At 64.6% G+C, this 25,195-nt stretch carries 21 protein-coding genes and 1 pseudogene; 7 read left to right on the top strand and 15 right to left on the bottom strand.

From position 1 onward, the window contains the following. Positions 1-4: 4 nt before the first annotated feature. On the bottom strand, positions 5-1,423 hold the full coding sequence (ripA, locus tag MSIMFI_RS23495; RefSeq protein WP_191499374.1) for an NlpC/P60 family peptidoglycan endopeptidase RipA: 1,419 nt from the start codon (positions 1,421-1,423) through the stop codon (positions 5-7). Positions 1,424-1,650: 227 nt separating this feature from the next. Further along, positions 1,651-2,229 (bottom strand): Rv1476 family membrane protein, encoded by a 579-nt coding sequence (locus MSIMFI_RS23490; protein WP_191499373.1) that lies wholly within the window; start codon positions 2,227-2,229, stop codon positions 1,651-1,653. 251 nt (positions 2,230-2,480) lie between these two features. Between MSIMFI_RS23490 and acnA the strand changes: the two genes are divergently transcribed. Then, the gene (gene acnA / locus MSIMFI_RS23485) at positions 2,481-5,303 is read left to right on the top strand and encodes an aconitate hydratase AcnA (protein ID WP_191499372.1); all 2,823 of its coding nucleotides are present in this window, start codon (positions 2,481-2,483) and stop codon (positions 5,301-5,303) included. A gap of 20 nt (positions 5,304-5,323) precedes the next feature. After that, the gene (locus MSIMFI_RS23480) at positions 5,324-5,887 is read left to right on the top strand and encodes a TetR/AcrR family transcriptional regulator (RefSeq protein ID WP_191499371.1); all 564 of its coding nucleotides are present in this window, start codon (positions 5,324-5,326) and stop codon (positions 5,885-5,887) included. A 6-nt stretch (positions 5,888-5,893) separates the two neighbouring features. On the opposite strand, the gene MSIMFI_RS23475 is transcribed toward MSIMFI_RS23480, so the two are convergent. The 6 genes and pseudogenes from MSIMFI_RS23475 to MSIMFI_RS23450 all read right to left on the bottom strand — a co-directional run bounded on the left by MSIMFI_RS23475 (position 5,894) and on the right by MSIMFI_RS23450 (position 11,638). Next, the gene (locus MSIMFI_RS23475; protein WP_186242838.1) at positions 5,894-6,085 is read right to left on the bottom strand and encodes a helix-turn-helix domain-containing protein; all 192 of its coding nucleotides are present in this window, start codon (positions 6,083-6,085) and stop codon (positions 5,894-5,896) included. 94 nt (positions 6,086-6,179) lie between these two features. After that, complete coding sequence (locus tag MSIMFI_RS23470) at positions 6,180-7,817, bottom strand: ABC-F family ATP-binding cassette domain-containing protein (protein WP_191499370.1); 1,638 nt, start codon at positions 7,815-7,817, stop codon at positions 6,180-6,182. Between the two features lie 16 nt (positions 7,818-7,833). Then, positions 7,834-8,643 (bottom strand): enoyl-CoA hydratase, encoded by an 810-nt coding sequence (locus tag MSIMFI_RS23465; RefSeq protein ID WP_191499369.1) that lies wholly within the window; start codon positions 8,641-8,643, stop codon positions 7,834-7,836. 203 nt (positions 8,644-8,846) lie between these two features. After that, positions 8,847-9,197, bottom strand: coding sequence for a thioredoxin (gene trxA, locus MSIMFI_RS23460; protein ID WP_186242835.1), 351 nt, complete (start codon positions 9,195-9,197; stop codon positions 8,847-8,849). A 7-nt stretch (positions 9,198-9,204) separates the two neighbouring features. Beyond that, positions 9,205-9,605: pseudogene (locus MSIMFI_RS23455) on the bottom strand (thioredoxin domain-containing protein). 41 nt (positions 9,606-9,646) lie between these two features. Then, positions 9,647-11,638, bottom strand: a complete 1,992-nt coding sequence (locus MSIMFI_RS23450; protein ID WP_191499367.1) for a heavy metal translocating P-type ATPase — start codon at positions 11,636-11,638, stop codon at positions 9,647-9,649. A 242-nt stretch (positions 11,639-11,880) separates the two neighbouring features. Between MSIMFI_RS23450 and MSIMFI_RS23445 the strand changes: the two genes are divergently transcribed. Together MSIMFI_RS23445 and MSIMFI_RS23440 are read left to right on the top strand one after the other, a co-directional pair. After that, the gene (locus MSIMFI_RS23445; protein ID WP_191499366.1) at positions 11,881-12,975 is read left to right on the top strand and encodes a PE family protein; all 1,095 of its coding nucleotides are present in this window, start codon (positions 11,881-11,883) and stop codon (positions 12,973-12,975) included. A gap of 92 nt (positions 12,976-13,067) precedes the next feature. Beyond that, complete coding sequence (locus tag MSIMFI_RS23440; RefSeq protein ID WP_191499817.1) at positions 13,068-14,897, top strand: acyl-CoA dehydrogenase; 1,830 nt, start codon at positions 13,068-13,070, stop codon at positions 14,895-14,897. Positions 14,898-14,911: 14 nt separating this feature from the next. On the opposite strand, the gene MSIMFI_RS23435 is transcribed toward MSIMFI_RS23440, so the two are convergent. The 7 genes from MSIMFI_RS23435 to MSIMFI_RS23405 form a co-directional block, all read right to left on the bottom strand. After that, on the bottom strand, positions 14,912-15,259 hold the full coding sequence (locus MSIMFI_RS23435; protein WP_085252190.1) for a metal-sulfur cluster assembly factor: 348 nt from the start codon (positions 15,257-15,259) through the stop codon (positions 14,912-14,914). Beyond that, a complete protein-coding gene (gene sufU / locus MSIMFI_RS23430; RefSeq protein WP_191499816.1) occupies positions 15,234-15,722 on the bottom strand; it encodes a Fe-S cluster assembly sulfur transfer protein SufU in 489 nt (162 codons plus the stop codon). Before sufU ends, MSIMFI_RS23435 begins: the two co-directional genes overlap by 26 nt. Further along, positions 15,719-16,984 (bottom strand): cysteine desulfurase, encoded by a 1,266-nt coding sequence (locus MSIMFI_RS23425; RefSeq protein ID WP_191499365.1) that lies wholly within the window; start codon positions 16,982-16,984, stop codon positions 15,719-15,721. The genes sufU and MSIMFI_RS23425 overlap by 4 nt, the downstream gene beginning before the upstream one ends. Further along, on the bottom strand, positions 16,981-17,778 hold the full coding sequence (gene sufC / locus MSIMFI_RS23420; RefSeq protein ID WP_186242829.1) for a Fe-S cluster assembly ATPase SufC: 798 nt from the start codon (positions 17,776-17,778) through the stop codon (positions 16,981-16,983). The genes MSIMFI_RS23425 and sufC overlap by 4 nt, the downstream gene beginning before the upstream one ends. Further along, a complete protein-coding gene (gene sufD / locus MSIMFI_RS23415) occupies positions 17,775-18,971 on the bottom strand; it encodes a Fe-S cluster assembly protein SufD (RefSeq protein WP_191499364.1) in 1,197 nt (398 codons plus the stop codon). The genes sufC and sufD overlap by 4 nt, the downstream gene beginning before the upstream one ends. A 70-nt stretch (positions 18,972-19,041) precedes the next feature. After that, positions 19,042-20,490 (bottom strand): Fe-S cluster assembly protein SufB, encoded by a 1,449-nt coding sequence (gene sufB / locus MSIMFI_RS23410; RefSeq protein WP_186242827.1) that lies wholly within the window; start codon positions 20,488-20,490, stop codon positions 19,042-19,044. Further along, positions 20,487-21,434, bottom strand: a complete 948-nt coding sequence (locus MSIMFI_RS23405) for a helix-turn-helix transcriptional regulator (protein WP_224770396.1) — start codon at positions 21,432-21,434, stop codon at positions 20,487-20,489. The genes sufB and MSIMFI_RS23405 overlap by 4 nt, the downstream gene beginning before the upstream one ends. An 85-nt stretch (positions 21,435-21,519) precedes the next feature. On the opposite strand from MSIMFI_RS23405, the gene mptB reads away from it, so the two are divergent. From mptB to MSIMFI_RS23390, 3 genes are all read left to right on the top strand, one after another. After that, positions 21,520-23,232 (top strand): polyprenol phosphomannose-dependent alpha 1,6 mannosyltransferase MptB, encoded by a 1,713-nt coding sequence (gene mptB / locus MSIMFI_RS23400; RefSeq protein WP_191499363.1) that lies wholly within the window; start codon positions 21,520-21,522, stop codon positions 23,230-23,232. A 214-nt stretch (positions 23,233-23,446) separates the two neighbouring features. Next, positions 23,447-24,382, top strand: coding sequence for an ABC transporter ATP-binding protein (locus tag MSIMFI_RS23395; protein WP_396820583.1), 936 nt, complete (start codon positions 23,447-23,449; stop codon positions 24,380-24,382). Positions 24,383-24,459: 77 nt separating this feature from the next. Continuing rightward, positions 24,460-25,170, top strand: a complete 711-nt coding sequence (locus MSIMFI_RS23390) for an ABC transporter permease (protein WP_224770445.1) — start codon at positions 24,460-24,462, stop codon at positions 25,168-25,170. The last annotated feature ends 25 nt before the right edge of the window (positions 25,171-25,195 follow it).

Here is a 25,195-nt window from a genome sequence, read left to right as displayed (position 1 = left end):
TCGTTTAGTACTCGATATAGCGGACCACAAAGGGCGTCATGCCGCTGGTTCGTACCGGGGCAACACGGACCTTCAAACCGATGTCGGGCGCCTCGAGCATCTGACCGTCGCCGAGGTAGATCGTCACGTGCTGGCTGCCCCCCGGGCCGTAGAAGATGACGTCACCGCGGCGCATCTGCGAGGTAGGGATCTTGCGACCCAGGTTGTATTGCGAACCCGAGTAGTGCGGCAGCTTGATGCCAACCCCGGCAAACGAGTACAAGACCAGGCCTGAACAGTCGAAGCCGGTGATGCCGGCACCGGAGTCGATTCCTTTACTGGGGCCCGCGGCGTTCCCGCCGCCCCAGGAATAAGGCACACCGATCTGAGACATCCCGCGGCGAATCACGTACTCGGAGGCCTGACGTCCATAGACCCGCGGAATCCTGCTCGGCGCCGAAGCGGTCGGGGCGTTGGTGATGCCGGTGTCGGTGGGCTTGAGTATGCCCAGCTGCTGCAGGAAGTTGCGCCCCATTTGCGCGGTGACCTGCGCCGACGTGGCCGAGTACCCCAACACTTGGTTGACCACGGCGATCGGGTCGCCGGGGATGTTGGCACTGGGAATCATGGGCAACGTGGGGTCCCAACCATCCCAGCGACGGCCACCACCGGGCCCTGTTCCGGTATCCCACATGCCATCCGACGGCGGCGCGCCCTGGCCGCCAGCCGAGGACCACGCCACGAGCCGGGCCGCCTGGAGTTTGGCTTGCGCCTCGTCGCGCTCGGCGGCCAGCCGGTTGACCTCGTCGCGCTGCTGGTCGAACTTGCGCCGCGTATCGGTGAGCGCCGCCACCGCCGCGTCCTGGCTGGCCGTCGCGTCGGTGGCGGCCTTGTCCGCGTTTTGCTTGGCCAACCGCGCCGCCGATTCCTTGTTCACCTGCTCGGTCCTGGCCCGCTGCAAATTGGCCATCACCGTCGCAGAACTGGCGGTCAGGGTTCGAGTGGCGGTCGCGGCGGCAATGATGTCCTCGGGACTCTTGGCGGTGAGGTAGCTGTCCGAGGGACCGTTCATATATGTGGCGGCGGCAAACGTGTTGAACCGACGTTGCGCTGCGGCAATGGCCTCGTTGGCGTCCTTGACCGCCTGCTGGCTGACCTCGAGTTCGCGTTGCGCTTCCGCCGCGTGCTCACGTGCGGTCTCCACCTCGACGAGCGCCTTGTTAACGCTTTCCTGTTCCATCTCAACGGCGGCGCTCAGGTCCTCCAGGCGCTGATTGGCCCTGGCGACATCGGCGATCAGGACCGCGATCGCGTCCGTGCTGGGGTCCGCGTGAACCAGCCCAGGAGTGCACAGGAGCAGGGCAACACCGACGACCGACGGAATGGCCGGCCGCACAAACCTGGCGGCCGCTTGCGAAGCAGAGCTACGGCGGGCCCGTCTCATTCGGACTCAGTTCTCCTATGGCTCAAAATCGGACGGACAGCGCCAGTTGTCACTGAAAGCGCCAAAGGCATCACAAGCATCATTTGCACCGTACGTCACATCTGACGCTAAAGAAACGTATGTCACAAAGTGCACCCGGTACGTGCAATTAATGTGACCGAACGGTTACCTTGAGGGTTTGCCGAAGGGAAGCGGAAGGTCGAGACCGATTGAACGAAATAGCCAGGTTAGAGGCCTTTGGCGGGTTGTTCCGCGACACCTTCCACGGTCTCAGTCGATGTTGCTGACAGCCTACTGCGCAGCTGCAGGAACCGGGTGCCGACGGCCGCCGCGAGCACACCAATCAGCAAAAAAATGGTCAATGCAGTCCAGGGAAACTCGGGAGTTGTCAACTCATTCAAAAAGTTCTGTGCCGACTGCACTGGGTTACCGGTCTTGGAATGGTCCTCCCCCGCCTCCAGGGTGACGCGCGGGTAATGCGTGCTATAGCTGCCGACGTAGTTGGGGCTCAGCGTCAACACGGTGGCATCCGGGTAATCGGCGCCAACGACGGTGGAGATATCCCGCAGTGGTGTGTCATTCGGGGGGTTGTGGTCCAGCAGCACGATCTTGAGGTCGATGCCCTCGTCGTGTGCATGATGAACCACGCCGAGCAGCCCGGGCACCGCCTCCGGTGGCGCACTGACGCCGGTCGCGGCGACTTGAGCCTTGACCGCAGCCATGTCCACGTCTTGCGGGATATACGCAGGCAGGAACGGGACGGTCTGGGGCAATGGCAATTGGCCGAAAGAATCTAGCCCGGACATCGCGTCGCTCCTCCCGCTGAACTAGAAGCACGGTCCCCGTCCCCGATCGCGCTCTTTCGCCGACACTCACACGACGCAGACGACGCGCCGGCGGGGGGGTGCGTGGCTTGAATCGGGGCGCAGCACCCGCTCACTGTAGATAGGACTGACAAAACCCGACCGCCACTCAATGCAGGACAAGCGTACTGTTAAAGTGATGTGGCACCGTCGACACGGCCCGTCGGCGGGAGAACTAAATCCCGGGAGTTGATGTGACTAGCAAAGATTCGGTGAATTCGTTCGGAGCGCGTGACACCCTCAAGGTCGACGACAAAAGTTACCAGATCTACCGTCTCGACGCCGTTCCCAATACGGAAAAACTCCCCTACAGCCTCAAGGTCCTCGCCGAAAACCTGTTGCGCAACGAGGACGGCGCCAACATCACCAAGGATCACATCGAAGCCATTGCGAACTGGGATCCCAAGGCGGAGCCCAGCATCGAGATCCAATACACGCCCGCCCGAGTCGTGATGCAGGACTTCACCGGCGTGCCGTGCATCGTCGACTTGGCCACCATGCGTGAGGCCATCGGTGATCTGGGTGGCAATCCGAACAAGGTCAACCCGTTGGCGCCCGCCGACTTGGTGATCGACCACTCGGTGATCGCCGACCTGTTTGGCCGGGCCGACGCGTTCGAGCGCAACGTTGAGATCGAGTACCAGCGCAACGGTGAGCGCTACCAGTTCCTGCGTTGGGGGCAGGGCGCGTTCGACGACTTCAAGGTGGTACCGCCGGGCACCGGCATCGTGCACCAGGTCAACATCGAATACCTGGCGAGCGTGGTGATGACCCGCGATGGCGTGGCGTACCCCGACACCTGTGTGGGCACCGACTCGCACACCACGATGGTCAACGGTCTCGGTGTCCTGGGCTGGGGTGTCGGTGGCATCGAGGCCGAGGCCGCGATGCTCGGTCAGCCGGTGTCGATGCTGATCCCCCGCGTCGTCGGCTTCAAGCTGACCGGCGAGATTCAGCCCGGCGTTACTGCTACCGACGTCGTGCTGACCGTCACCGAGATGCTGCGCAAGCATGGCGTAGTCGGCAAGTTCGTCGAGTTCTATGGCGAGGGTGTGGCCGAGGTGCCGCTGGCCAACCGCGCCACCCTGGGCAATATGAGCCCCGAATTCGGTTCCACCGCAGCGATTTTCCCGATCGACGACGAAACCATCAAGTACCTGCGGTTCACCGGTCGCACAGCTGAGCAGGTGGCGTTGGTCGAGGCCTACGCCAAACGGCAAGGCATGTGGCACAACCCCAAGCACGAGCCCGCGTACTCGGAGTACCTCGAGCTCAACCTATCCGACGTGGTGCCATCGATCGCGGGGCCGAAGCGTCCGCAGGACCGAATCGCACTGTCCGCGGCCAAGTCCACGTTCCGCGAGCAGATCACCGCGTACGTCGGTGACGGGTCCGCGCCCGAGCAGCACTCCAAACTGGACGAGGTGGTCGAGGAAACATTCCCGGCCAGCGACCCAGGGCAACTCACGTTCGCCAACGACGACGTCGAGGTCGTGCACTCCGCCGCCGCGAACGCCGACGGACGGGTGAGCAAGCCCGTGCCGGTGAAATCCGACGAACTCGGCGAATTCGTGCTCGACCACGGCGCGGTGGTGATTGCCGCGATCACGTCGTGCACCAACACTTCCAACCCTGAGGTGATGTTGGGCGCAGCTCTTTTGGCCCGCAATGCCGTCGAGAAGGGGCTGGCCGCGAAGCCCTGGGTTAAAACGACGATGGCACCGGGCTCCCAGGTGGTCAACGACTACTACGAGAGGTCCGGCCTGTGGCCGTATCTGGAGAAGCTCGGCTTCTATCTGGTCGGCTACGGCTGCACCACCTGTATCGGCAACTCCGGCCCACTGCCCGAGGAGATCTCGAAGGCGGTTAACGACAACGACCTTTCGGTGGCCGCCGTCTTGTCGGGCAACCGGAATTTCGAGGGGCGCATCAACCCCGATGTGAAGATGAACTACTTGGCGTCGCCACCCTTGGTAATCGCCTACGCGCTTGCCGGGACCATGGACTTCAACTTCGATTCGCAGCCGCTGGGTACCGATAGTGATGGTAAAGATGTCTTCCTCAAAGACATCTGGCCTTCGCAACAGGATGTCTCCGACACCATCGCCTCTGCGATCAACCAGGAGATGTTCACCACGAACTACGCCGACGTCTTCAAGGGCGACGAGCGCTGGCGCAACCTGCCGACCCCGAGCGGCAACACCTTCGAATGGGATCAGAATTCGACGTACGTGCGCAAGCCACCGTACTTCGAGGGCATGTCCGCCGATCCCGAGCCGGTCGCCAACATCACCGGGGCCCGGGTGCTGGCGCTGCTTGGTGACTCGGTGACCACCGACCACATCTCCCCCGCCGGCGCCATCAAACCGGGCACCCCGGCGGCGCAGTACCTCGACGAACATGGCGTCGAGCGCAAGGATTACAACTCCTTCGGGTCGCGGCGCGGCAACCACGAGGTGATGATTCGCGGCACCTTCGCCAACATCCGGCTGCGCAACATGCTGCTCGATGACGTGTCCGGCGGGTACACTCGCGACTTCACCCAGCCCGACGGCCCGCAGGCGTTCATCTACGACGCTGCGCAAAACTATGCGGCACAAAACATTCCGCTGGTTGTGCTGGGCGGTAAAGAGTACGGATCGGGTTCCTCCCGGGACTGGGCGGCCAAGGGCACGTTACTGCTGGGAGTTCGGGCGGTGATCGCCGAGTCGTTCGAGCGCATCCACCGTTCCAACCTGATCGGCATGGGCGTGATACCCCTGCAATTCCCCGCAGGCAAGTCGGCCAAGGACCTAGGGCTGGACGGCACGGAGGTGTTCGACATCACCGGCATCGAAGCGCTCAACGACGGCAAGACGCCCAAGACGGTCAAAGTCACCGCCACCAAAGAAGGCGGGGCCGACGGTCCAATAGAGTTCGGCGCGGTGGTGCGCATTGACACCCCCGGTGAGGCGGACTACTACCGCAACGGCGGCATCCTGCAGTACGTGCTGCGCAACATGCTCAAGTCGGGCTAGGCCCACTAAGCCGGCCTCTCGTGCCCAAGGTCAGCGAGGATCACCTGGCGGCTCGCCGTCGTCAAATCCTCGACGGCGCTCGCCGCTGTTTCGCCGAATACGGTTATGACAAGGCCACCGTCCGGCGACTGGAACAGGCGATCGGGTTGTCGCGCGGTGCGATCTTCCACCACTTTCGCGACAAGGACGCGCTGTTCTTTGCGCTGGCGCGCGAGGATGCCGAGCGGATGGCCGACGTCGCGTCCCGCGAGGGCCTCATCCAGGTGATGCGTGACATGCTGGCCGCCCCAGACCAATTCGATTGGCTGGCCACCCGGTTGGAGATCGCGCGCAAGCTGCGAAACGACCCCGAGTTCAGCCGCGGCTGGGCGGAGCGCTCCGCGGAACTGGCCGCGGCGACGACGGACCGCCTACGCCGGCAGAAGGAGGCCAACCGGGTGCGTGACGACGTCCCGGGCGACGTGTTGCAGTGTTACCTGGACCTGGTGCTCGACGGATTGGTGGCCCGGCTTGCGTCCGGCGAAGACCCGCAACGGCTGTCCGCGGTCCTCGACCTGGTGGAGAACTCGGTGCGCCGCAACTAAATTCGCCTATCGAGGCCGGGAGCGGTGATTGGGGCCGCCGCGGCTGCGCATGGTGGTACCGGACTCTCGCAGCATGCTGTGGATGGATCCGTAGGACCTGCCGGTGGTGGCCGCCAGATTGCGAATGCTGGCCCCACCCTCGTAAGCGTTGCGCAACTCATGCAATAACTGATCGCGGGTCTTCTTCGACTTCCGCATCGCTACCTCCGCCCATGCTGACGATCCCCGAGCACCTAGCGTAAGAACCTGCTGCCGCCAGCGGGCCGATTTGGGCGAAAACGCTTGCGGTTGCTCAGGCCAGCTCGATGAGATCCCGATACTCGTCGGACCAATAGTCCTCGGTGCCGTCCGGCAGCAGCACCACGCGCTGCGGGTCGAGCGCCTCGGCGGCGCCGGGATCGTGGGTCACCAGCACCACCGCGCCTTGATAGCTACGTAGCGCGTCGAGCACCTGCTCACGCGACGCCGGGTCGAGATTGTTGGTCGGTTCGTCGAGGAGCAACACGTTGGCTGTGGACGCCACCAGACCGGCCAGCGCGAGACGGGTCTTTTCTCCGCCGGATAGTGTGCCCGCGGGCTGATCAAGCTGCGGGCCGCTGAACATGAAGGCCCCTAGCAGACCGCGCAGATCCTGTTCACCGGATTCGGGTGCGGCGTGGCGGATGTTCTGCCAGACGGTGTCTTCGTTGTCGAGCGTGTCGTGTTCCTGGGCGAAATAGCCGATCCGCAATCCGTGCCCCGGCTCTAACGCGCCGGCATCGGCTTGCTCGACGCCGGCCAGCAATCGCAGCAGGGTTGTCTTGCCGGCACCGTTGAGTCCCAGCACGACAACCCGAGAGCCACGGTCGATAGCCAGATCGACACCGGTGAATACCTCAAGCGATCCATACGTCTTGCTCAGCCCCTTGGCCACTAGCGGAGTGCGACCACACGCGGCCGGGGTGGGGAATTTGATCCGGGCCACCTTGTCGGCGACGCGCTCTTCATCGAGGGCGGCCATCATGCGATCGGCACGACGCAACATGTTTTGTGCTGCAACGGCTTTGGTGGCTTTGGCGCCCAGCTTGGCGGCTTGGGTACGCAGTGCGGCGGCTTTGCGTTCGGCGTTGGCGCGTTCCCGACGGCGACGCTGCTCGTCGGTGGCACGGGCGTCGAGGTATTTCTGCCAGCCCATGTTGTAGACGTCGACCTCACCGCGCACCGCATCCAGGAACCACACCTTGTTGACCACGTCAGCGATCAAGTCGACGTTGTGGCTGATCATTACCAGCCCGCCGGTATGCGCCCGCAGGAATTCCCGCAGCCAGCCAAGCGAATCGGCGTCGAGGTGATTGGTCGGCTCGTCGAGCAGCAACGTGGTCCCCGAACCCGAAGCACCGGCTCCGCCTTCCGATGCGGCGAAGAGAATCCGCGCCAGCTCCACCCGCCGGCGCTGACCGCCGGACAGGGTGCGCAGTTGCTGTGTCAGCACCCGTTCGGGCAGCCCGAGACTCGCGCAGATTCGGCCCGCCTCGCTTTCGGCGCCGTAGCCGCCCAACGCGACGAATCGCTCCTCGAGCTGGCCGTACCGGCGGATTGCGCGGTCGCGCGCGTCGTCGTCGGCCACCTCGGCCATCAGCGCCCGCTGCTTTTCCAGATCGGTGAGCAACACGTCGAGTCCGCGCGCCGACAGCACCCGGTCGCGGGCCAGGATGTCGAGATCACCCTCCTTGGGATCCTGTGGCAGATAACCGATTTCGCCGCTGCGGGTAACCGACCCGGCGTACGGCTCGCTCTCCCCCGCCAAGATGCGCAGCGTCGTGGTCTTGCCCGCACCGTTGCGTCCGACCAGCCCGATCCGATCGCCGGGTTGCACGCGTAGGTCGGGACCATCGGGTGAGAGCAGAATGCGCGCACCAGCGCGGACCTCGAGGTCCGTAGCCGTGATCACAATCGCTCCCCTGTGGCTATTTGTCGTCAGTGAAAACCGGCGGCCTTCGCTCCGCGCGCGCGGCTACTGCTTCTTCGAAGTTGGCCGTCAGCAGACGAACGAACAGTTGTCCCAGGCCCTCGGCCTGCATGTGCCCTTCCAGGCTGGCGGCGTCTAGTCCACCCCACAGCGTACGTTTGGTCAACTCAATTCCCGGTCGCGAGAACGCCGCCATCCGGGCGGCGATCGCATAGCAGGTGTCCAGCAATTGGCCTTCCGGCACCTGACACGACACCAGCCCGATCCGTTCGGCTTCCTCGGCACTGACATCCCGACCGGTCAGCATGATCTCGAACGCACGTGACGATCCGATGGCCCTGGGCAGCAGGTAGCTGAGCCCCAGTTCGCTTGCGGTCAGTCCGTTGTTGATGCCGGCGGCCCGAAAGTAAGCGGTTGTCGAGGCCACCCTGATGTCTGCGGCCAGCGCCAGGCACAGCCCACCGCCGATCGCCGGGCCGTTCACCGCGGCGATCACCGGTTGGTGCAACCGGCGCAACGCCAGGATGACGTCGTCGAGCAACTCCATAGAACGCAGCGCGTACGTCGGGCGGGTCAAATCCTCGACATGAGGCACGGTGCCCGCGGACTTGTGATCTGCGCCCGAAGAGAACCCTCGACCCGCCCCGGTCAGCACAACTACGCGCACGGAGTTGTCGTAGGTGACCTGCTCCAGGGCCTCTTTGAGCGGCACCATGACGTCGAAAGCCATCGAGTTCATCCGCTCAGGCCGGTTAAGCGTGATTAGCGCAATCTCGGGCCGGGGGTTTTCAATAAGGACCAAACTCACCCATGCAAGGTAGCGCAGCCCGGCGACGATGCCCGCCGCGTGGCGGCGGGCTGAGGAACCGGGCAATCCAGAACGGCCCGGCGACGATGCCCGCCGCGTGGCGGCGGGCTGAGGAACCGGGCAATCCGGCACAAGCCCGGCGACGATGCCCGCCGCGTGGCGGCGGGCTGAGGAACCGGGCAATCCAGAACGGCCCGGTCGTATCAGGCTTGTTCTGCTTGGGCGGCGTCCACGTCGTAGGCCTTGAGCTGCTTGACCAGGTCCTCTAACGCTGCGGGCGGCAGGGCGCCGGCCTGGTTAAACAGCAGCTTGCCCTTCTTGAATGCCATCAGCGTGGGGATGGACCGGATCTGGGCGGCTGCCGCGAGCTCTTGCTCGGCTTCGGTGTCCACCTTCGCGAACACAACGTCTGGGTGCTTCTCCGAGGAAGCCTGGAACGTCGGCGCGAAGGCCTTACACGGGCCACACCAGGATGCCCAAAAATCGACGAGCACCATGTCGTTGCCGTTGACGGTTTCATTGAACTGTGCAGCAGTGAGGTCTTGGGTAGTCACGCCACCCCTAACGCCACGCGGCGCTGTTCTTGTTCCCTGGGCTCAAAGCAGGCCACGCTGGGCTTGCGGGGGCGATTCGACCTTGAACTTGTAGGTCCGAAGCTGCCGCACCAGGTTGTCCATGACCGAGGGATTGGCAACACCGGCCTGCCGGAACACCAGCGTGCCCTTTTTGAATGCCATCAGTGTCGGTAAGTGCTGAACCTTAGCCAGCTCTACCAGGTCCTTCTCGGTTTCGTAGTTGACCTTGGCGTGCACGATGTCGAAGTGTTTGTTCGACGAGCTCTCATAGGTCGGGGTGAACAAGTCACACGGCCTGCACAACGGCGCCCAGAAGTAGACGAGCACATTGTCGTTGACGTCGATGGTTTGCTTGAAAACCGCTGCCGTCAGGTTCCGAGTAACCACGTCTGGGAGCGTACGTCCGGGTTGGCGGAAACGCCCGAGTTTCAGCCCTCAGCGCACGTGCCCCGACAAGAATGGGCCGCGGCCCGCCACGACCGGTTGGTGAGCAGACGCATGCCGTTGAGGGCGACCAGCACCGTGGATCCTTCGTGGCCCGCCACGCCCAGCGGCAGCGGCAGGTGGCCGAACAGATCCCACAACACCAGGACCGTGATGAAGGTAGCCGCAATGGCCAGGTTGGCGGTCACGACCCGGCGAGCCTGCCGGGCCAGCCCGATAATCGTCGGGATGGTGTGCAGTTCGTCGCGCACGGTGACACCGTCGGCAGTCTGCAGGGTGAGGTCGGCTCCGGCGCCCATGGCCATGGAGGCACGGGCCGCCGCCATCGCGGGGGCGTCGTTGACGCCGTCGCCGACGACGAGCACCCGGTGACCGCTGGCCTGCAGGCCGCGGACCGCCTCGACTTTCTGTTCTGGCAGCAATGCCGCGCGTACGTCGGTGATCCCGGCGTGCTGGGCAACCCGTCGGGCCGCGCGCCCGTTGTCTCCGGTTAACAGCACCGGCGGTGCCGTGGTCAAAGCGGTCAGGGACGCGACCGATTCAGCGGCATCGGGTCGGACCTGGTCGGTGAGTCCGAGTACGCCAACCACGACACCATTCAGTAGGACGATCGCGGCGGTTGCACCGGCCTCGAGGATCGGCGTCAGTTCGGGCACGGGCGCGCCTCGATAGCCGTGTGGGCTGCAGACCTCGACAAAATCACGCCCTATGGTGGCGCGCACCCCACGGCCCGGCAGAGCGCGGAAGTCCTCTGCCGGCGGGACGGCGATGCCTCGGCTGCGAGCTTCCTCGATGATGGCACGCCCAAGCGGATGTTCGCTGGATTGCTCTGCGGCAGCAGCCAATTGGAGCAATCTATCGACGCCGACCGCGTCACGGTTCAGCGGCTCCACGGTGGTCAGTTGCGGGATGCCGCAAGTCAGCGTGCCGGTCTTGTCAAGCGCGACAATGCTGATGTCAGCGAGGTGCTCGACGACCACCGCGGACTTGACTAGTACCCCGTGCCGGCCCGCATTGGCGATCGCCGATAGCAGCGGCGGCATAGTGGCCAGCACGACGGCACACGGCGAGGCCACAATCATAAAAGTCATGGCGCGCAACAACGTTGGCTGCAGTTGGGCGCCCATCATCAACGGGATGGTGACAAGGGCAAGCGTGGCGGCCACCACGCAAGCGGAGTAGCGCTGCTCGATTTTCTCGATGAAGAGCTGCGTCTTGGCCTTGGTCGCCGACGCTTCGGCCACCAGTTCGACAATGTGGGCGACCACGGTCTGCGACGGGTCACGAGTGACCACTACCTGCAGCACCCCTGATCCGTTGAGGGTGCCAGCGAACACCTCGTCGCCGCTGTCCTTGGCCATCGGCATCGATTCGCCGGTGATCGAGCATTGGTCGACTTCAGAGGATCCCGACATCACTACCCCATCGGCGGGTATCCCCTCTCCGGGCCGTACCACCACCCGGTCACCGATCACCAACTCACTGGCCGGCACCACCCGCTCGTTGCCGTCCCCGTCGATCACTACGGCGCGATCCGGCGCGAGGTCCAACAACCCTTTGACCGAGTCTGCGGTGTGTTTGGTGGCAACGTCATCGAGCGCGCCGGAGGTCGCGAAAATTACGATCAGTAGCGCGCCGTCGAAGATCTGACCGATTGCGACCGCGCCGATCGCGGCGACGATCATTAGCAAGTCGACGTCAAGGGCCTTGTTCCGCAACGCCTGTGCGCCGGCCCATGCCGAACCCCACCCACCTGCGAGGTAGCAGGCCAGATACAGCGTCCACCACATCGCCTTAGGCGCACCGTTCAGCTGCGCCGCCAACCCCGCCAGGAACAGCGCAAGCGCGATCGCCGCCCAGCGCACGGACACCACTGTCCACAGCGCGGCCCGCCAGCTCAACGGTTGGGAGATCGTTCTTGGAGCGCGGTCGAAAGTTGCCTCTGGGGCAGTCACTTCGAAAGCGGTCAAAGTCATTCCGGCGGCCTCACGACAGGGGTGGGAGTACGTCAGGATGAACCGAGTCTAGGGACGCAGCGATCGCCAAAAATCTCGATTGCATTGCGGTATGCGATTGAATTGGTCACTGGCACAACGCAAATTGATTTCCGCGCCGGTTTGCGCAACTCATCCTGAAACGGGTGAAGAATGGGTAACTATTGCTGACGAATCACGCTAAGATTCATTGCGTCGCTGACGCTTCACAGGGGAGGTACGGGATGTCGTTCGTGGTTGCCAATACGGAGCTGTTATCGGGTGCGGCCCAGAACTTGGCTCGCGTCGGTTCGATGCTTAGCGAGGCTAATTCGGCGGCGGCGGCCCAGACGACAGCGGTGGCCGCCGCGGGCGCCGATGAGGTATCGGCCGCCGTCGCGGCGTTATTCGCCGCACACGGCCAAAGTTTTCAGGTAGCGAGCGCTCAGGTCGCGGCGTTTCACAGCGAATTCGTGCGAAGCCTGTCCGGCGGCGCCCAGGCGTACGCCGCCGCGGAGGCCACCAACTTCGGCGCCTTCCAGCCGATCGCGGACTTTATCAATGCGCCCGCGCTAGCGCTGTTCAACCGTCCGTTTATTGGTAGCGGAGCCGATGGCACCGCGGCGAGCCCGAACGGCCAGGCCGGCGGGATCCTGTTCGGCAATGGCGGCAACGGCTTCTCGCAATCCGCCATGGGGGTCGCTGGCGGCAGCGGCGGGGCCGCCGGACTGCTCGGCAACGGCGGGAACGGCGGTAACGGCGGAGCGGGCGCGGGCGGCGGTAATGGCGGCGCTGGCGGGTGGCTGTACGGCAACGGTGGTATCGGCGGCATCGGCAGCACCGGAGGCATCGGTGGCTCCGCCTTGTTGTTCGGCGCGGGCGGCGCCGGCGGCGCCGGCGCTCCCGGGGGAGTTGGCGGCGTCGGCGGAAACGGCGGATTCCTTTACGGCAATGGCGGCGCCGGCGGCGCCGGCCCCGCCGGGGGCGCCGCGGGTGGTCGGGCCTGGTTACTAGGCGACGGAGGCGCGGGCGGGGATTCCCTCTCCTTCGGCAACGGCGGGAGTGGCGGCAACGGCGGGTTCCTGTACGGCAGCGGCGGTGACGGCGGCGACGGCGGAACGACCAGTAACGGCGGGATCGGCGGCCAGGCCGGATTGATCGGTAACGGCGGGGCCGGTGGCGACGGCGGGACGGTGATCGGCGATGGCGGCAACGGCGGCAACGCGCTGTTGATCGGCAACGGCGGTGACGGAGGCGACGCCTTCGGTCTTCTTAACACGCCCGGCACCGGCGGCCAGCGCGGGCTGCTGTTCGGCATAAACGGCGCGAACGGCACGTAGTAGCAGCCCTACCTACGGTTGCGTACGTTTTCTCCACTCGGCGAGACTGTTCCCGATCAATAACCGATCAGCCGAGGTTGAAGGGAACCGAATTGGGGCACTACATCGCCAACGTCCGCGATCTCGAGTTCAACCTGTTCGAAGTTCTTGATGTAGGCGCCGTCCTCGGCGCCGGCAGGTACAGCGATCTCGACGCCGACACCGCCCGCACGATACTGTCCGAGGCCGCGCGCCTGGCCGAAGGCCCGATCGCCGAATCGTTCGCCTTCGCCGACCGCAACCCACCGGTGTTCGACCCGGCCACGCATTCGATCAGCGTGCCGGAGGAGTTAGTCAAGACGGTGCAAGCGATCAAAGATGCCGAGTGGTGGCGCCTGGGTCTGGCCGAGGAGATCGGTGGAATGGCCGCGCCGCCGCCGCTCACCTGGGCTGTCAACGAAATGATCTTTTGCGCCAATCCGTCTGCGTGCTTCTATCTCTTGGGACCGGTGATGGCCAATGCGCTCTACGTGGAGGGCAACGAACAGCAGCGGCAGTGGGCGGCCAAGGGTATAGAGCGTGGCTGGCAGTCCACCATGGTGCTCACCGAACCCGACGCGGGCTCCGATGTGGGTGCGGCCCGCGCCAAGGCCATTGAACAACCCGATGGCACTTGGCATATCGAGGGCGTCAAGCGGTTCATCTCCGGTGGAGACGTCGGCGATACCTGCGAGAACATCTTCCATCTCGTGTTGGCCCGCCCCGAGGGCGCCGGCCCAGGTACCAAGGGCTTGAGCCTGTTTTACGTGCCCAATTTCCTCTTCGACCCCGAGACTTTAGAACTCGGCCCGCGCAACGGCGTGTACGTCACCGGGCTTGAGCACAAGATGGGTCTGAAGTCGTCCCCCACGTGTGAATTAACTTTCGGCGCAACCGATGTGCCGGCCGTTGGTTACCTGATCGGCGGTGTGCCCAACGGGATCGCGCAGATGTTCACCATCATCGAGCACGCCCGCATGACGATCGGAGTCAAGTCCGCGGGCACCCTGTCCACGGGCTATCTGAACGCGCTGGCCTACGCCAAGGAGCGGGTACAGGGTGCGGATCTAACCCAGATGACCGACAAGACGGCGCCGCGGGTCACGATCATGCGGCATCCCGATGTGCGTCGCAGCCTGATGACCCAGAAGGCCTACGCCGAGGGTCTGCGGGCCCTGTATCTGTATGCCGCCGCACACCAGGATGACGATGTGGCACAACGTGTTTCGGGCGCGGATCACGATATGGCGCACCGCGTCGACGATCTGCTGCTGCCGATCGTCAAAGGGGTGGGCTCGGAACGGGCCTACGAAATCCTGACCGAGTCGCTGCAGACGCTGGGTGGCTCGGGTTTCTTGGTCGACTATCCCATTGAGCAGTACATCCGCGACGCCAAGATCGATTCTCTCTACGAGGGCACCACTGCCATCCAGGCGCTGGACTTCTTCTTCCGCAAGATCGTGCGTGACCACGGCCAGGCACTGCAGCATGTGCTGGCGCAGATCAGCCACACCATCGAGAACATCGATGAGTCGCTGAAGCCACAAGCCGAGCTGCTACAGACCGCACTCGACGATTTCACCGCCATGACCGGCGCCCTGACCGGGTATCTGATGTCTGCGGCACAAAACCCCAACGACATCTACAAGGTGGGGCTCGGATCGGTGCGATACCTGCTGGCCGTTGGCGACCTGCTCATCGGCTGGCGACTGCTGGCTCAAGCCAATGTCGCCCGCGCCGCTTTGGCGAATGGGCCGTCGAAGAACGACGAGTCGTTCTACCAGGGCAAGATTGCGGTCGCGTCGTTCTTCGCCAAAAACATGCTGCCGAAACTGAGCGGAGTGCGTACCGTGATCGAATCCATCGACGACGAGATCATGCGCGTCTCCGAAGACGCCTTCTGACAGGCGTTTTGCGATCAGACGGTGAAACCGAGCGCGCGTAGTTGCTCACGCCCGTCGTCGGTGATCTTGTCCGGACCCCACGGCGGGTTCCAGACCCAGTTGATGCGTATGTCGTTGACCAAACCACTGCCGACCAACGCGCTGCGCGACTGGTCCTCAATGACATCGGTGAGCGGACACGCTGCAGATGTCAGGGTCATGTCGATCAGCGCGACAGTTCCCTCGTCGCCCTCTTCCAGGTCTAGGCCGTAGACCAGTCCCAGATCGACGACGTTGATCCCCAGCTCCGGGTCGACGACGTCGCGCATCGCCTCCTCGACGTCGGCGAGCAATTCCTCATCCGGCGCGGTCGTTTCGCTCATCAGTAACCTCCTCAAAGGATTCGCTGGCCTGGGCCAGTGCGTCCTTACACGCCATCCAGCCAAGCAACGCACATTTCACTCGCGCTGGGTATTTGGCCACTCCGGAGAATGCGACTCCGTCGCCCAGCACATCCTCGTCGCCCTCAACGGTGCCGCGCGAAGACACCATTTCAGTGAACGCCGCGATGGTCCGCAGCGCCTCGGGCACGCTCTGACCGATCACCTGTTCGGTGAGCACCGAGGTCGACGCCTGACTGATCGAACAGCCTTGGCCGTCATAGGAAACGTCAGCCACGGTTTCACCATCGTCCGACAAGGTCACCCGCAGGGTAACCTCGTCGCCGCAGATGGGGTTGACGTGGAAGACTTGCGCACCAAATGGCTCACGCAGCCCGCGGTGCTGCGGGTGCTTGTAGTGGTCCAGGATCACGTCCTGGTAGATCTGCTCGAGTCGCAACTTCAGGCTCTCCCAAAGAATTCCAGCGACCGTCGAACACCGGCCACCAACCGATCGACCTCGCCGATGGTGTTGTACACCGCGAACGAAGCTCGCGCGGTGGCCGCCAACCCGAACCTGCGGTGCAGCGGTAACGCGCAATGGTGCCCGACTCGCACGGCGACGCCGTCGTCATCGAGCACCTGCCCGACGTCGTGCGCGTGCACGCCGTCGACGACGAATGCTACTGGCGAGCCGCGGTTTTCCATTGCTGTGGGCCCGATGATGCGCACGCCGTCGACATCGGACAACCCGTCGATGGCCGCGGCAACGAGCTGACGTTCGTGCGCTTCGACGGCGTCCATGCCGATCGCGCCGAGATAGCGTGCGGCGGCGGCCAACCCGACCACCTGGGAGGTCATCGGGGTTCCTGCCTCGAATCGCTGCGGCGGCGACGCGTAGGTGGTGGCTTCCATGGTCACGGTCTCGATCATCGAGCCACCGGTAATAAATGGGGGCACGGCGGCCAACAACTCACGGCGGCCGTATAGCACGCCGATCCCGTTGGGGCCCAACATTTTATGCCCGGAAAACGCGGCGAAGTCGACGTCCAAGCCGTGCAGGTCGACCGGCTGATGCGGGACCGACTGGCAAGCGTCCAGGACGGTCAGCGCACCAACGGCTTTGGCTCGGGAAACCAGTTCTGTCACCGGCGTCAATGCGCCCGTCACATTGGAGTGATGCGTGAACGCAACGACTTTGACGCGTTCGTCCAGCTCGACCGAATCAAGATCGATACGACCGTCGTCGGTGACGCCATACCAGCGCAGCGTGGCCCCGGTACGCCGGGCGAGTTCCTGCCACGGGACCAGGTTGGCGTGGTGCTCGAGCTCGGTGGTGACAATGACCTCACCGGGTCCGACGGCGTGCTCGAACCGCTTGTCGCCCAGCACATATGACACCAGGTTGAGCGACTCGGTAGCGTTCTTGGTGAACACCAGCTCGTCCGCGTCGGCGCCGACGAACGCCGCGATGTCAGCACGGCCCTGCTCGTAGGCGTCGGTCGCCTCTTCCATCAGCTGGTGCGCGCCACGATGCACCGCGCCGTTGGACGTGACGAGAAATTCGCGCTCGGCGTCGAGCACCTGCAATGGGCGCTGCGATGTCGCACCGGAATCCAGGTACGCCAGCTGATTTCCCCCGCGCATCACGCGCTTGAGAATGGGGAAATCGGCACGGATCGCCGGAAGGTCTAATGGGGGCGATCGACGGCCTAACGAGACGGTCATGGTCCCGCCCCCCCAGACACCATCGGCGCCGCTTGTGTGAAGCGTACATAGCCATTCTGCTCGAGTTCGTCGGCCAGCTCCGACCCGCCGGATTCGGCGATGCGGCCGCCGACAAACACGTGAACATATTCCGGATGGATATAACGCAGGATGCGGGTGTAGTGCGTGATCAACAGGATGCCGCCGTGCTCGGATTGGGCATAGCGGTTCACCCCTTCACTGACCACACGCAACGCGTCAACGTCCAAACCGGAATCGGTTTCGTCGAGGATGGCGATCTTGGGCTTGAGCAGCTCCAGCTGCAGGATCTCGTGGCGCTTCTTCTCGCCGCCGGAAAACCCTTCGTTGACATTGCGGTCGGCAAACGCCGGGTCGATATCGAGGGCAGACATCGCGGCTTTGACCTCTTTGACCCAGTGCCGCAGCTTCGGTGCCTCGCCGCGGATGGCGGTCGCCGCCGAGCGCAGGAAGTTCGACACCGAGACGCCGGGTACCTCGACGGGATACTGCATGGCCAAGAACAGTCCGGCTCGCGCGCGCTCGTCGATGCTCATCTCTAGAACGTCGGCACCGTCCAGCGTGATGGATCCCGACGTCACCCGATACTTTGGGTGACCGGCGATCGCATACGACAGCGTGGACTTGCCGGAGCCATTGGGGCCCATCAACGCATGTGTCTCACCGGATTTCACGGTCAGGTCGACGCCTTTGAGGATGGGAATCTCACGTTCCCCGTCGACGGCGTTGGGGTTGTCGACGCTGACGTGCAGGTCCTTGATTTCCAGAGTCGTCATGAGGCTGTTGATCTCGATTCCGTGATGGCCAGTTCGTGTTCGATGGCTGCGGTCAGGCGCTCGCGTATCTCGGGCACCGCGACCTTGGAGATGATCTCGCCGAAGAAGCCGCGGACCACCAGCCGGCGGGCCTGCTCTTCGGGGATACCGCGAGAGCGGAGGTAGAACAGTTGCTCGTCGTCAAAACGTCCGGTGGCGCTGGCATGTCCGGCGCCGACGATCTCCCCGGTCTCGATCTCCAAGTTGGGCACCGAGTCGGCACGCGCACCGTCGGTGAGCACCAGGTTGCGGTTCACCTCGAAGGTGTCGGTTCCGATGGCTTCGGCGCGGATCAACACGTCGCCCACCCAGACGGTGTGCGCGTCGGGCCGAGACGAGTCCGGATCTCCTTGCAGTGCACCCTTATACAGCACATTCGACTTGCAGTTGGGGTGAGCGTGGTCGACCAGCAGCCGTGATTCCAGGTGCTGGCCGTCGTCGGCGAAGTACAGGCCCAGCAATTCTGCGTCGCCTCCGGTTGCCGCGAACCGCAGATTGGCCGACATTCGGACCAGCTCGCCCCCCAGCGTGACGGTGACATGGCGTAGCACGGCATCCTTACCGAGCCGGGCATGATGCGCGCTGACGTGAACCATGTCGTCGGCCCAGTCGGCGATCCATACGACGGTAAGCCGGGCCGCGTCATCGACGACGAATTCGACGTTGTCGGCGTAAGTACCGCTCCCCCGGTTATCGATGACGACGACAGCCTCGCCGAGCTCGTCGACCCGGATCTGCAGATGGCCGTAGGCCACCGCACCCTCGCCAGGACCGGTCAGTGTGATGTTCACCGGCTCGGCGATCTGCGTGTCGCGCCCGACGGTGACCAGCGTCGCCGAGTTGAAGGACGAAAACGCCTCGGCGGCAACACGGTCGGCTGGAACGCCGCCCTGCCCGAGCCGCTCGTCTCCGCGGCGCACCGTCTCCACCCGCACGCCGGGCCGTTCGCTGACGGCGATCGTTGCGCTACCGGTAGCGGGCGCTGAACCGTCGTGCAGGCCGCGCAACCGCCGCAGCGGAGTGAACCGCCAGATCTCGTCGCGGCCGTGCGGAACCTCGAAAGCGTCAACGTCGAAGGAGGCGAACAGCTCTCCCTTATTCAGCGCGGCAGACCCTGCTGGGGACTCCTCTAGAGCTGTTGTCTCAGCGGTCATGCGCGCCGCTCCTCTCCCCCGCAAGCGGGAGGTACCCCCACATCGCCATGTATCTCGTCGACGGCGCCGGTCATCCGACCGCGCCCTCCATCTGCAGCTCGATCAGTCGGTTGAGCTCAAGCGCATACTCCATGGGAAGTTCCTTGGCGATCGGCTCGACGAAGCCGCGCACCACCATCGCCATGGCCTCATCCTCGGTCAGCCCGCGGCTCATCAGGTAGAACAGCTGGTTCTCGCTGACCTTCGACACGGTGGCCTCGTGGCCCATCGTGACGTCGTCCTCGCGGATGTCGACGTACGGGTAGGTGTCGCTGCGGCTGATCGTATCGACCAGCAGCGCATCGCATTTCACGCTCGACTTGGAGCCCTGGGCACCCTTGTTCACCTGAACCAGGCCGCGGTAGGACGTGCGGCCACCGCCACGCGCCACCGACTTGGACACGATGTTGCTCGACGTGTTCGGCGCCAGGTGCAGCATCTTGGCACCGGTGTCCTGATGCTGGTCCTCGCCGGCGAACGCCACCGAAAGCACCTCACCCTTGGCGTGCTCACCGGTCATCCAGACCGCCGGGTACTTCATCGTCACCTTGGATCCGATGTTGCCGTCGACCCACTCCATCGTGGCGCCGGCTTCGGCGCGAGCCCGCTTGGTGACCAGGTTGTAGACGTTGTTCGACCAGTTCTGAATTGTGGTGTAACGGCAACGGCCACTTGGCTTTACGATGATCTCGACCACCGCCGAGTGCAGCGAGTCCGACTTGTAAACGGGCGCGGTGCAGCCCTCGATATAGTGAACGTATGCGTTCTCATCGACGATGATCAGCGTCCGTTCGAACTGGCCCATGTTCTCGGTGTTGATCCGGAAGTAGGCCTGCAGCGGGATGTCGACGTGCACGCCCGGGGGGACGTAAATAAACGACCCGCCACTCCAAACAGCCGTATTCAACGCAGAAAACTTATTATCGCCAGCTGGAATTACTGTGCCGAAATACTGCTTAAATATTTCGGGGTGCTCTCGCAAACCAGTATCAGTGTCCAAGAAGATGACTCCTTGAGCCTCTAAATCCTCTCTGATCTGATGGTATACAACTTCACTTTCGTATTGTGCGGCTACCCCAGCAACTAAGCGCTGCTTTTCCGCCTCTGGAATTCCCAGCTTGTCGTAGGTATTCCGAATGTCTTCCGGCAAATCGTCCCAACTCGCGGCCTGCTTTTCGGTAGACCGCACGAAGTACTTGATGTTGTCGAAATCGATGCCCTCAAGGTTGGAGCCCCACTTCGGGATGGGCTTGCGCTCGAAGATGCGCAGCGCCTTCAGCCGGTTCTGCAGCATCCATTCGGGCTCGTTCTTCTTTGCGGAGATGTCGCGGACAACCGCCTCGGACAGCCCGCGCTGTGCGCTGGCGCCCGCGACGTCGGAGTCCGCCCAGCCATAGCCGTACCTGCCCAGCGAGGCGATCGCTTCTTCCTGGGTCAGCGGCTCGGCCGGAGCCTTCGTGGACTCTGGCGTGAGTGTCATGCGGATGCTCCTTTGATGCTCGTCGTGTTGGTCATGTTGCGCCGCTCTCCCCCGCAAGCGGGTGGGGGTACCTCCCACTTGTGGGGGCGTGCCCCCACCTCATCGCTTCGCGATGCATCGTTGCCGGCGCGGCGCGAGCTGGGCGCCGGTGTCAGTGGTACGTGGGTAGTGCAGGCGCAGTCACCGTTGACGATGGTCGCCAACCTTTGCACATGGGTTCCGAGAACCTCGGCCATGGCCTGCTGCTCGGTTTCGCAAAGCTCGGGGAATTCCTCGGCAACGTGCGACACCGGGCAGTGATGCTGGCAGATCTGCACGCCGTGGATCGGCCCACCCACCCGAGTGGTGGTCGCAACGTAACCGGCTTTGGTCAGCGCGCCGGCGACCCGCTCGGCGGCCGCCTCCACTGCGGCGTCGTCGGCGCTGTCGGCCGCCTCGACGTCGGCCAAGATCGAGTCGATACGCCGCCGGGCGAACGTCCGTACCGCGTCCTCACCGCCGATTTCGCGCAACTGCCGCATGGCCGCGGACGCGAGGTCGTCGTAGGAATGGTCGAGCTTGGCCCGGCCATTCGCAGTCAACCGGTAGCGCTTGGCGGGCCGGCCGCGCCCCACGTGCTGCCATGCCGCAGCAGACGCGGATTCAGCGTCACCGGCCTCGATCAGTGCATCTAGATGACGCCGCACCCCCGCTGCCGACAGCCCCAGTCGGTCGCCGATCTCTCCGGCGGTGATCGACCCGGATTCCAGCAGCAAGCGCACCACCGCGCGGCGGGTGTGGCCATCCGCCCCTGCAGCAGCCGCTGCAGGCACGGCAGCATCCACGTCGGATCGGATTTTCACAACACCAGTGTGACGCAATTCCGGACATCGGTCTAGCCAGGGTGCCCTCACGTGACGAGTGCAACAGCCGCTCCGCAGCCACCCGCTTCCCGCGGCCCGCATCGTCGCCGGGGCTAGACACGATGGCCCCGCTCCTCAGCGGCCCGCTTCCCGCGGCCCGCATCGTCGCCGGGGCTAGGCTGCTCTGATGGCAGCCCGCCACCACTCGCTGAGCTCATCCATCGCCAGCTTGCACGGCGATGAGGCAGCGGTGGGCTCGCCGCTGAACGCTACCGAGTTCACCGCACTTCAGCGCACTCGCCTCTTTGGCGCTACCGGAACCGTCCTGATGGCCATCGGCGCCCTGGGCGCCGGGGCCCGGCCCGTCGTCCAGGACCCCACTTTCGGGGTCCGGTTGCTGAATCTGCCGTCGCGGATCCAAACGGTGTCTTTGACAATGACCACCACCGGGGCGGTCATGATGGCGCTGGCCTGGTTGATGCTGGGGCGGTTCGCGTTGGGCAAAAGGCGGATGTCGCGGGGCGAGCTGGACCGCACATTGGTGTTGTGGATGCTGCCGCTGCTGATCGCACCGCCGATGTACAGCAAGGATGTCTATTCCTACCTGGCCCAGAGCCAGATCTCACTGGAGGGACTTGACCCCTACCGGGTGGGCCCGGCGTCAGGCTTGGGCCTCGGCCACGTATTCACGCTTTCGGTGCCCAGCCTGTGGCGCGAGACGCCGGCGCCCTATGGCCCGTTGTTCTTATGGATTGGACGCGGAATCTCCGCGCTGACCGGGGAAAACATCGTCGCCGCCGTGCTCTGCCACAGGTTGGTGGTGCTGATCGGGGTGGCTCTGATCGTGTGGGCGACGCCGCGGCTGGCGCGGCGTTGCGGAGTCGCCGAAGTCAGCGCGCTGTGGCTAGGGCCTGCCAATCCGCTGCTGTTTATGCACCTGGTCGCCGGCATCCACAACGAGGCGTTGATGCTCGGCCTGATGCTGACCGGCGCCGAGTTCGCGCTGCGCGGCATCGAGTCCCCCCGCCTGAAGCCCGCGTCGTGGCGGCTCGGCCCGGACTGGGAACCGCTGGGCATGCTGGTGGGGGGTTCGATCCTGATCGTGCTGTCGTCGCAGGTGAAGTTGCCCTCCCTGCTGGCACTGGGCTTTGTGACGATGGCGCTCGCCTACCGCTTGGGCGGCAACCTGCGGGCGCTGCTGCTGGCCGGGGGCGGGATGACGGGGTTGTCGCTGGCGGTGATGGCCATCGTCGGCTGGGCCAGTGGGCTCGGATTCGGCTGGATCTTCACGCTCGGCACCGCGAATGTGGTGCGCAGCTGGATGTCCCCGCCGACACTGCTGGCCCTGGGCACGGGACAAGTAGGGATTCTGCTGCGCCTGGGCGATCACACCACAGCCGTGCTGTCGCTGACCCGTGGCATCGGCGTGCTGATCATCATGGTGATGGTCTGCTGGCTGTTGCTGGCCGTCTTCCGCGGCCGACTGCACCCGATCGGTGGCCTTGGGGTTGCACTCGGCATCACAGTGCTGCTGTTTCCCGTCGTGCAGCCCTGGTATCTGCTGTGGGCCATCATCCCGCTGGCCACCTGGGCCAGCCGCACGGGATTTCGGGTAGCGGCCATCATGGTCACCCTCATCGTCGGCATCTTCGGTCCGACGGCCAACGGTGACCGCTTCGCGCTGTTCCAGATCGTTGATGCCACGTTGGCCAGCGCAACCACCGTGGTGGTGCTCATCGCGCTGACGTACACGCGGCTGCCATGGCGACCGCTGCCGGAGGACGGCGACGTGAATCAGCCAGCGGTCGTGGATGTGGTGACGGCAACCGAAGGCCCGGAGACCCGGACGGCCACCCCTCGTCCCAAGGCGGCGCCCGACGCCTACGCTGATTCCACGTGAGCCGCGCCGACGACGATGCAGAGCGAAGCGATGAAGAGGAGCGGCGCTCGTGAGCCGCGCCGACGACGATGCAGAGCGAAGCGATGAAGAGGAGCGGCGCTCGTGAGCCGCGCCGACGACGATGCAGAGCGAAGCGATGAAGAGGAGCGGCGCTCGTGAGCCGCGCCGACGACGATGCAGAGCGAAGCGATGAAGAGGAGCGGCGCTCGTGAGCATGGCCCCCAAAGTCCCCGACATCGTCATGCGGCTACGCGGGGTATGTAAGCATTACGGATCCCTGACAGCGGTCTCCAACCTCGATCTCGATGTGCACGCCGCCGAAGTGATGGCGCTATTGGGCCCAAACGGAGCCGGGAAGACCACGACCGTCGAGATGTGCGAGGGCTTTGTCCGCAGGGACGCCGGGACGATCGAGGTGCTCGGCCTGGACCCGATCGCTGACAATGCGCGCCTGCGCACGCGCATTGGCGTGATGTTGCAGGGCGGCGGCGGCTATCCGGCGGCACGCGCCGGCGAAATGCTGAACCTGGTGGCGTCCTACACGGCCAACCCCCTGGACCCGCAGTGGCTCTTAGCCACTTTGGGCCTGACCGAGGCCGCCCGCACGACCTATCGCCGGCTCTCCGGTGGGCAACAGCAACGGCTGGCGTTGGCGTGTGCGCTAGTCGGCCGTCCCGAGCTGGTGTTTCTCGACGAGCCGACCGCCGGCATGGACGCCCATGCACGACTGCTGGTTTGGGAGTTGATCGACACGCTGCGCCGCGACGGCGTGACGGTGGTGCTGACCACCCATCAGCTCAAGGAGGCAGAGGAACTCGCCGACCGGCTGGTCATCATCGACCACGGAGTGACGGTGGCCGCGGGCACACCCGCGGAGTTGATGCGCAGCGGCGCCAAAGACCAGTTGCGGTTCACCGCGCCGCCGCGTCTTGACCTGTCGTTGTTGGCCTCCGCTCTGCCGGAGGACTACAAGGCCACCGAGGTGACGCCGGGCGAGTACCTGGTCGAGGGCCCGGTCGACCCGCAGGTGCTAGCGACGGTCACGGGGTGGTGTGCGCAAATCGACGTACTGGCCACCGATATGCGGGTCGAGCAGCGCAGCCTCGAGGACGTGTTCCTCGATCTCACCGGCAGGAGGTTGCGGCAGTGACTCTAGACAAGCAGGTAGGCGCACTGTTCCCCGCGGGCACCTTCACCCCGGATCCACATCCCAACACCGTGCCCAGAATGCTTGCCGCACAGTTCAATTTGGAATTGAAACTGCTTTTGCGCAACGGCGAACAATTGCTCTTGACGATGTTCATCCCGATCACGCTGTTGGTCGGGCTCACGCTGCTGCCGCTCGGCTCGTTCGGCGAGGATCGCGCGGCCACGTTTGTCCCCGCCATCATGGCGCTGGCGGTGATTTCCACCGCGTTCACCGGGCAGGCCATCGCGGTCGCGTTCGATCGCCGCTACGGGGCGTTGAAGCGGCTCGGGGCCACCCCGCTGCCGGTCTGGGGAATCATCGCCGGCAAGTCGTTGGCAGTGGTCGCCGTGGTGTTCTTACAGGCAATCATCTTGGGCGCCATCGGGTTTGCGCTCGGCTGGCGGCCGGTGCTGGCCGCCCTGGCGTTGGGCGCGGCGGTGATCGCACTGGGCACCGCGGGCTTCGCGGCGCTGGGCCTGCTGCTCGGCGGCACGCTGCGGGCAGAGATCGTCCTCGCGGTCGCCAACCTCATGTGGTTCGTGTTCGCCGGGTTCGGCACGCTGACCCTCGAGACCAACGTGATTCCCACCGGGGTCAAGTGGGCGGCCCGGCTCACCCCGTCGGGCGCGCTTACCGAGGCGTTGTCCCAGGCGATGATCCTGTCAGTGGACTGGTTCGGAATCTTCGTCATGGCGGCGTGGGGCATAATCGCCGCCCTCGCCGCGCGGCGCTGGTTCCGGTTCACCTGACGGTCGCGCGGTGCGTCGCGACACT

Source organism: Mycobacterium simulans (genome assembly GCF_900232995.1).
Lineage (GTDB): Bacteria > Actinomycetota > Actinomycetes > Mycobacteriales > Mycobacteriaceae > Mycobacterium > Mycobacterium simulans.
Note: the sequence above shows the minus strand (reverse complement) of the source record. Positions and strands in the feature narration are given on the sequence as shown.